General features: G+C 40.1%; 7 protein-coding genes. All 7 read right to left on the bottom strand.

Translation table 11 applies throughout. The features are described 5' to 3' along the window. Positions 1-1,146 (bottom strand): hypothetical protein (locus LBH49_02150; GenBank protein MDR0351426.1); only part of this gene is annotated, 1,146 nt, incomplete at its 3' end. Positions 1,147-1,295: 149 nt separating this feature from the next. Then, a complete protein-coding gene (locus LBH49_02145) occupies positions 1,296-1,622 on the bottom strand; it encodes a hypothetical protein (protein ID MDR0351425.1) in 327 nt (108 codons plus the stop codon). A gap of 455 nt (positions 1,623-2,077) precedes the next feature. Beyond that, entirely contained in the window at positions 2,078-4,171 is a 2,094-nt protein-coding gene (locus LBH49_02140; GenBank protein MDR0351424.1) for a hypothetical protein, read from the bottom strand. 104 nt (positions 4,172-4,275) lie between these two features. Further along, complete coding sequence (locus LBH49_02135; GenBank protein MDR0351423.1) at positions 4,276-6,102, bottom strand: hypothetical protein; 1,827 nt, start codon at positions 6,100-6,102, stop codon at positions 4,276-4,278. A 36-nt stretch (positions 6,103-6,138) separates the two neighbouring features. Continuing rightward, entirely contained in the window at positions 6,139-6,558 is a 420-nt protein-coding gene (locus LBH49_02130) for a hypothetical protein (GenBank protein ID MDR0351422.1), read from the bottom strand. Between the two features lie 64 nt (positions 6,559-6,622). Further along, the gene (locus tag LBH49_02125; GenBank protein MDR0351421.1) at positions 6,623-7,930 is read right to left on the bottom strand and encodes a type II secretion system F family protein; all 1,308 of its coding nucleotides are present in this window, start codon (positions 7,928-7,930) and stop codon (positions 6,623-6,625) included. Continuing rightward, on the bottom strand, positions 7,927-8,961 hold the full coding sequence (locus LBH49_02120; GenBank protein ID MDR0351420.1) for a CNNM domain-containing protein: 1,035 nt from the start codon (positions 8,959-8,961) through the stop codon (positions 7,927-7,929). Before LBH49_02120 ends, LBH49_02125 begins: the two co-directional genes overlap by 4 nt. Between the last annotated feature and the right edge of the window lie 233 nt (positions 8,962-9,194).

Here is a 9,194-nt window from a genome sequence, read left to right as displayed (position 1 = left end):
GGCTTCGCCGGCACTTTTCTGGAGATTTTCGCCAAAGTTCGCAAGAACTTCGCAGAATTCCGTAAACGTCTTCTCACCAATGATTTGCTGAGCGACCGTCTTCCCTCCGAAGGCTCCATTCCAGTTATCACCACCACAACCTGCTGCATTTTTAAGACCACCGATGGTATTCCATATTCCTCGAAGCAGTACCAATGTCGCCTTGGTTTCATTGGCATCGCTGTAAATTATCTTGCTGCTTTTGATGGCACTCATCAAATTACTGATGGCGTTGAACATATCTGCATAGTTTTGCAATGGTCTGCTACCCATGCCAAGCACCACGTTCAATTTTTCATCTTCGTTACGCTTAGCTGGATCGGTGAATTTAACCAGCTGGTTGCAGAGCTGTAGAGATTTTTCCAGGGCATCATTTAAATCTTTCATCTGTCCTTGGACTTCGGGCAAATCCTTCGACACAGCGTTCACGGTATACATCAATCCATCGCAAATATTTTTCAAACTCCAGACCATGACCTGGAACACACCAAAGGCTCCGTTGATTTTTTCAAGGTATTGTTCATTAATACTTTGCAGCACTTCGTTGGCATTGGCGACGACTTTGCCCTCTCCTTTAAACCATTCCAGGTCTTTTTCTTTCCAAAAGCCAAAGCTGAATAGCTTCTTTTCATAGGTACATTCGAACAGCAGCTTCAGCAATCGCAATTGGAGACCTTCGTCATCATTGCTACCCGCTCCGGTCACATTTTTAGGATCGGCTTTGGCCATATCCACCGTGAACGCATCCATATCTAAGGGAAATATCTTCGTCGAAAATATCCTCATGATTCCGGCCCAGGGTCCACCAGATTCCCACCACCGGTTAAACAGCTCTTTCACATCATCCTTGGAAGGCTCTGCACTTCTCAGATTTTTCAATTGGGCGATTTCGATGATCATATTGTAACAATCACGCTCAGAGGCACTTACGGAATTACTGCCACTGTCCTTATATATTGGTTTCTCGCAGTAAATTTTTTTAAAAGAATACCCTCTCTCGCATTCATGTTTTACGGCTTGGATATCATAGCCACTGATGGTGGCCATCGAAAAAATCGATAAAATAACCTCTAATACGATTAGTATATTTCTTTTTATTCCTTCCATATCTCCATTTCATTAACTTTTATTATCTCAAATTAAAATTATCCCCTTAGCATATTTCATTAGCATAGTAATCTATACCTTTTTCTTGACTTGGCTTTTCTATTTATTTTCTCTATTATTATAGTTTTTTCATCCTAATCGTGCCTTTGCTACCATTTCAACGCCAGCTGAGTCGTGTCCAGTGTCGGACAATTTGTTTTGTGCGAAATATTGATCTGAATGCGATTCACACAGATTTCCACTGCCGTGGATTGAACAGCTATATAGGCTCTATCTATCTGGCTAACCGCATTGCTTGACATAGAATTCAAATGGCCATTCGACCGACGCTGATCAGCGAAACAGCCATTGCCAGTGAATAAATCATTATTGTCGTTATTTAAAGCTTGATGAATTATTAAAAATTTTTTCGGTAATAATTTTACATATTTTTGTTTTTTTTTAGAAAAATTAGTAACCTTTACAACAGTTTCCATAGCATCCCTCGGGCTCTCGGCATAGTAATTATTTTTTTTGTTTTGTCATCATACTTTTTTAAACATCATTTTCTCATCAAATATGTTCTAAAATTATAGATCCACACCATTCAACACTCAATGACATTTTACCATATTATTGCCATTGGTTTTGTCCATTCCATCGTCATCTAAAAAATTATCGACTTCATTACCTCCGAGCTAGCCAAATGTTGCTGGTAATTTCCATGGCAAACTTTTAGCCGAACTCTTTGTCAATAATGAAGCCGATGATTTTCTATTTAATTTTAAACCCTTTGCCGATGACGAAGTCCGCAACTAGATGTCTATCATGGATGCAGCCTCCACAGCAAAAACTTTATTGATTTCGAGATTGTTATTATGATTAAAGATTATTTTTATTAATACTTTATTATCTGAAGATAAAATTATTTCCATTCGAGTATATTACATTACTATCGCAGTAATATATATCTTTTTCTCTTGGTTTGACCTTTCTGTCTATTTCCTTTATTATTATAGTTTTTTCTGCCTTGATTGTACCTTTGCCCACTTTCATTATTTCCGGCTTTGGCCGAATCTCGTTTAGCGCTGGACGAATTGGTTCTGCTGTTATTTCCCGTGCCGGATGAATTATTCTGTAGCAGATGTTGATCAGGATTCCATTCGTGCGGGACTTTTGTCGCCACTGGATTAGAATTTAGATTGATTACACTGTTAGGTGTCGGCTGCGACGACGTCACATTCGGCGGGAATTGACTGCTCATCGACACCGACTGATTCGCATTCTCGATATTATTCATGGTCGTATTATCGGACTCCTCATTCGGCGAATCCACGGTCTCATTATTCGTATTCTTGGTCTTCTCATCCGTATCCTCGGTCACCTTATTCGGATCTTTTATTGATGCATCATGCAGCTCAATCTTACTGGCAATCGATATAGTACCGTTGGGTTTACCCTCTTCATCCACTTCAGCCTTTTCTTCTTCAATCTCAGTCTTAAGATGTTCGTTCATCGTCGTCGGCGACACCTGCGACGGAACCTTGATAGTATTCCCAGCCGCGGCAGGATTCGTGCCAGTAGACTCCGCAACTTTGACAAGCTCCGAGGCCTCACCCGTGATATGCTGGGTCGAAACTGTGTCAGTCTGCAGCGCGGTAGTGTTTTTCGATGAATTTTCACTATTTTTCGTATCGCTGGTTTCACTTATTACCAAGTCATCGGTCAATTTTCTAGCATCACCAAGTGCATCACAGATACCATCAAAGGAACCACTAGTGATATACTTTTCAACATTTTCGCCAGCGTTATCGACGATACCCTCTTTCTCTAAGATCTTTTCCATCACGCTTTTAATTTTTTCAATTGCATCCGTTATTTTTTGTGTATCCTCACCATATTGTTGGGGTATATCTCCAGTTTTTTCGTTCAAAATTTCAGCTGCCCCTTTAACAGCTTTGCATTTTTTAACGATACTACTTAGGCCATCCTTGCTAAATAGTGTTGAAATCTTCTTGTTTTCGTTGAGCTCTTTGAGACCACTGCACGCATTTACTAAGGACTCTACCAAATTAATTACTTCCTCAAGCTTTTCCGCATTTTCATTTTCATTTTCATCTTTATCTTTCTTCTCTTTAAGCTCAGCTTTCTTCTTTTCAAGCTCAGTTTTGAAATTGTTTACAGCTACATTTATAGCATTGGTCAATGCCGTAAAATTACCAAGGGCAGTTGATATTTTTTTTAAGTATTCATCCTGGATCTTTTTCAGCACGCCATTGACCTTGGCCACGACACCGCTATTATCTTCAAAAAACCAATTACTATTATCATTGTTTAAACTTCCACGGGCTCCATCTCCCCATTGCCAGGTGAGCTCGAATAGCAGTTTCACTATGCGCAAGGACACTCCTTGCTTATCATTTTTATCAGCAGCTGCATTTACACCTATACCTCCCTCACCATGGTCTTTAAATATGTCACCAAAACTACACACTTCTCCATTTTCAGATGCACTACGTAGGACCTCGGCATGAAGTATATCTACATTCTTAACAAGCCCTTCATCTGTCCATAACTTAACCCAATTATCAAGCAGCCAATTCATTGCCAGGACCTGATCCATTGTGCCATCATTCAGCCAACTTATACCAATTACCTTTGAATCCTCTTTATTGGAGATTAGCGTCTTCAGTTTACCATCATCACTACTATCATCAATCTGTGTTGGATTGCCACCACTATATATACCTATGCTCTTAAACCTGACGATATCAGAGATCAGATTATAGATGTTCATCTCAGCAATAGACACATCACTATTCTTGATAGAGACATTGCTAGCGCCTTCACCGTCTTCGCCTACAGCTTCTTTATTATCACTATTATCACTATTATCACTATTATTAAATACCGGATTTCCAACGAAATGCTCACGTACCGCCATACCTCGATTCCAGTCCTTTTCATTTGGTTTATTTTCAGCATGGTTATTTTCAGCATGGCCAATACCCATCGATACCAGGGCTGAAAAAACAACCCCTAACATAACTAATATTTTTTTTCTCATATCTTCTCCTTTTTACATTTTTATTGTTACTAATTGAAACTATTTCTATGAAATTAATTGAAAATTCCCTTCCCCAAATCTACTTATTTTTTCTTTAGCCAAGACATAAGTTTTTTCTTTATCATTGTCCACCAGGACTCTTTCACTGGCTTCTGCCCTTCTTCCAAATGAGCATTAGGAGACTCACCCGGTGGCTGCAACTCCTTCGTCTGTTTTTCATTTCTATTTGGCAATGGAGTCGTCGTAATAGGTTTTGAAACATCCTTAATCGGCCTTTCAATTATATCTGGCTCCGGTCGATGAATTAGTATGGTCGGACCATAAACCTCTGGCCTAGATTTTTGCGGCGGACTATAAGTGTTCCGATTATCTGATTTGGCAACGTCATACAATGATGACCCAGATTGTACTGGCTTCGAAATTTCTTCAATGGGCTCAACATCTTCCTGAGCCATGGTATTCGATTCCATTTTTACATCAAAAGCTTCCTGAAGCTGCAGGTTATTTTTGGTTATAGCTTTGCCATTGGTGATATCGCCATGTACACTCTTGAATCCATCACCGGCATTGGCCAAAAGATCATTCCCAAAGTTGACCATCCTCTCGCAAAACCCAGGAAAAGTGGCTTCGACAACGATATACTTAGCAAACCGCTTGCCATTAAAAATATTGCCAAGATCGGTAATATTACTTGCTCCGGCAGCTTTTATAATCCCTTCCATGGTGGTTCTAATCCCCAAAAGCAGAGCCACCGTTGCCTTGGTTTTGTCTCCGTCTGGGTTAATGATGTCGTCAGCTTTTCCTAGCTCATCGGCCAGATCTTCGGCTGCCTTTGCCACATCCACATATCTTCTCAATAGACCAGTGGTTGAAGCCATAGCTTGGACGCTGACCTTTCCAAGTATCTTTGTAAAAGGAATATCGCTCTCGGCCAATAAAATATCTTCGTTGGCGGCATCCTGATCTTCTTTGGCAAAGATTTCCAGATCACCGTAGAGCTTGTCCAAAAGTAATTTACAGGCATTCGTGAAGCTGTCCATCTTAGTTTTCACTGACTCACTTGTCAGGGTTTCAATTTTTTCAGCCAACCAAGATTCAATGGCGTACAGATTTTTAGCCAGTTGAAAGAAACCTTTGAAGGCATCTTTGACTTTTTTAAAATAATCCTCTTTGATTTTCTCCATGGCCTCATTGGCTCTATCAATGACTCCATTCGCGGCCGTAAACCACGCTATATCAGAATCTGTTAGATCAGCACGTCCATCTTCGGACCAATCCCAGGTCAATTCGAACAGCAATTTTAGAAAGCATAGTTGCAACACATCGGGATCATTGCTGCTCGTTTTAATGGCTGTGCCATCGTTGCCGCTATACATGGCACTAAGCACATAATTAAGGTTACAATATGGGCCATTTTTTCTAGGATTGGTCAGTACCTCTACTCTGGCCAGCTCCACCGTGAATTTATCTACATCAAAGATCTTGTGTTTAAATATCTTCAACAATTTCCTAATCATACCATAGTCGCAGATATTTTCATCAAATAATATTTGACCATGTATTTCTGGATTTATGGCATCGGTCTTGTCAGAGCCTGCTATGAGCAACTTCAGGTCATCGTCCTTGATCATCGTCGGAGGACTACCAGCATCCGTACTGGTATATCGACCAACACTCTCCAGTCTGGCTACGTTACTAATCAATCCATAGATATGATATTTGGCATAACTATCTCTGCTGGCCTTGCTGAGTCTATCAATTTGCTCGCAGCTAAATAACCCAGAATACAATGCACTGCCTCTATCCAGGTCACTTTTTGTAGGTAGACCGGCATAACTGACATCCATCGATGTCAAAACCAAAGAAATTGCACCCAATGCACTCGACAGTGTTAATATACCCTTTTCCATATCTCATCTATTTTTAATTATTTTTACTGCCTTGGGTCATCTTTTTGACGCAAGTAAATTCGCTAATCTTTTCTTTATGCGCTTCACCTGACCACAGGCCATATTAACATTTTTGTTATTATTATCGCCCTCCTTTAGTCCAAATAATTTACAGATGGCACATCGGATATCCTGCTGCTTTCTTTCTAGTGCACCTACAATCTTTTCAAGATTTTCGTTGGAATTAATAATCCCTTTAGGCAAAATGTCGACCACACTTTTTGGTTTTGCGTCTAAGTTACGTGCTATGAGCATAATTACATAAATCACGCTATAATCAAATCCGCGATATTCTAGATACTCAGTAAATTCATCTTCTGCTTGTTTTGTTATTTCTACGGCCTGAATCTGATGATTACAAAGCGTACAACAGAAAAATACTGCCAAAAATTTTACAAATTTATCAAACGTGTACATGATTACTTGCATTGATTATGTGTAAAAATTGTCAAATGTCAAAACGATGCGAATAAAAATATTTTTATGGAAGAATTCCATGGATCAAAGAGACCAACGGCATGAATAATCCTATGATGATTGTGCCCACAAATAATGCTAATACTATGACGAGGACCGGTTCTAAAATCGAAGATAGCCTAGTTATGGTTTCATCAATCTCATCTTCACAATTATCCGCCACTCGGTTCATCATTTCTCCCAATTTTCCCGATTCTTCGCCAACTTTTATCAGACCTTCAATCAAAGGTGGAAAAATTTTCCTCCGCCGGATTGAATCAGCCAAACCCATGCCTTGTTGTACATCTTTCACAGCCAGATCCAGTTGCTCCTGCATAAGAAAATTTCCCATGCCAGCACTGGATAATTTCATGGCTTCCACCACGGCCAATCCACAGATCAATAGATCTCCAAATGTCCTTGTGAATACCAGGATATTCCAACAAATCATAGTGCTGCCAATCAATGGAATTTTTAGAAAAAATCCGTAAAAAGTTTTTTTTATGAATTCCAGGCGCTTCAGCGAAAAAATAAGGATAATTGCTAGGACTAAAGCCATAAAAATCTCCTTCCATCGGAAAGAAATCCATCGACTGGTACCGATGATAATACTGGTCAACGTGGGCATAGCTCTGGGACCAATCTGATCCTCTATAATTTTTTCAAATTTTGGAATGACGAAACTGGTTAGCACAATCACCACCACCGAGGCGACCAGCATTACTGTTGCTGGATAGAGCATGGCCGACAGTATTTTTTTCTTTACCCGGACCTTTTTATCCATCAAATTCGCCATCCGCTCCATGGTTTCGGCCAGTGCACCTATGGACTCTCCGGCCTTCAGCATTGCAATCTCGGCTCTGTGAAATTTAGCCTTGGACGCCATCATTGCTTCGGACAATGAACTGCCTGATTCTATTTTCAGCAATAGATTTCTGAGAAAAATACGAATCGGTCTATTTTTAGATTCTTGGCCAATCATCAACGAAAGCGAAGATCTGAGATCTGTACCTGAGGCCAACAGGATAGAAATTTTGCGAAAAATCTGTACCTTCTTTTCCATCCCAATTTTCAATGACCCGCCTGCCTCGGATTTTTTAAAATCACTTTCTGTGGCATCTCTCTGCCAAGCCATCTCTGGTTCAAAATTTTTAGCCTGGTCACTGGGTTTCACCGTGGCCAAAGTCTCTAGATCCGCAAACAGCGTATTTGCGCCACAAACAACCTGATCCACTTCGTGTGAGTCATGACCATCACCCGGAGCCGAAAATAGATTCTTGGCCCCATTAAAAGATTCTAGGGCCCTGTCTCGAACCAAATCCCTCAGTTTCATTTGCGCCGCCTCTGGAACTTCAATTTCCTTTTGGCCACATTTTTAACACTCTTCCTTACCTCCACATCATCATTTTCAGCAATCTCTATGCCAATTATATGCTCAAAAATATCATCCAAAGTGAGAATGCCAACAACTTTATCATCTTTTTTCACGAAGGCAAGTTGGCAGGCCTCGGTGATAAATTCATGGAGGGCCACATCAACAAGACTTTCTCCATCAATGATCTTTGGCACCTCCATCAGCTCTCTTAGCTGAGCAGAAGTCTCGCCATTGGCCAAAGCTTTCAATATGTTCAGCCGCAACACCACACCAACTAAGTTTTCAGGATATTCCGAGTAAACCGGCAATCTGCCCACCGGAATGTCCTTGCTGATCGAAAAAATTTCACGGATGGTCTTGTTCTGGTTATAGGAAGTGAGATGCCCCTGCGGCGTCATAATATCGATAACCTTGGTGTTATCCATATTGATTACATTAGCAATCATGCGGCTTTCTATCTTGGTAAGCATGCCGTCGCGGACACCTTTTTCGGTCATCAAAAGGATATCGCGCTCGGAGTAGCTTGTCATTTTTCTCTGGGGTATCAATATGCGAACCAACCATCGGCACATTTTTGAAAATGGATACATGATAAATAGTATGAATTTTAATGGATATACCACTATTTTATGTAACCTTCTGCGATAGGCTATGCCAATGTTTTTCGGTAAAATCTCAGAAACAGTCAACAGAATGACTGTCATGGCTATGGAAAATATCCATAGCTTATCCTCGCCAAATATTCTCGAAGCCATACCTCCGGCCACCACTGCACCAAAAGTATTGGCCACGGTATTGAGTATCAGGATGGCAGAACTTGTCTCCTCGATGTTGTCCTTGCTTTCCTCTAGCCATCTACCTATTCTGGCGTATTTTTTCTTAAAGGATTCTATTTCAACTTGATCCGTGCTAAATATCACAGCTTCAAGTATGGAACATATTCCGGATATCAATAGAGTAACCAATATGGTGAAAACCAAACCGACCATTTACTTGTAGTGATTATACCTTTGAAAAATATATATAAAGAAAAATAAAGAAAATAAAATAAATCGATATATGCTATTGCTTTTTCAACAGATTTATATATGGCGAATTTTGATCCATTTCTGGTGTATGGTTACTACTACTAATACTATTAATCTATTAGTAGTAGTAGTAGTAGGGGCTGTGAATATGTTAATAAGTGTGAATTTATGAGTATATTAGCGGGGTTTAAAGG

This window comes from Puniceicoccales bacterium, assembly GCA_031255005.1.
In the GTDB taxonomy this organism is placed as follows: Bacteria; Verrucomicrobiota; Verrucomicrobiia; order Opitutales; family LL51; genus JAIRTH01.
Note: the sequence above shows the minus strand (reverse complement) of the source record. Positions and strands in the feature narration are given on the sequence as shown.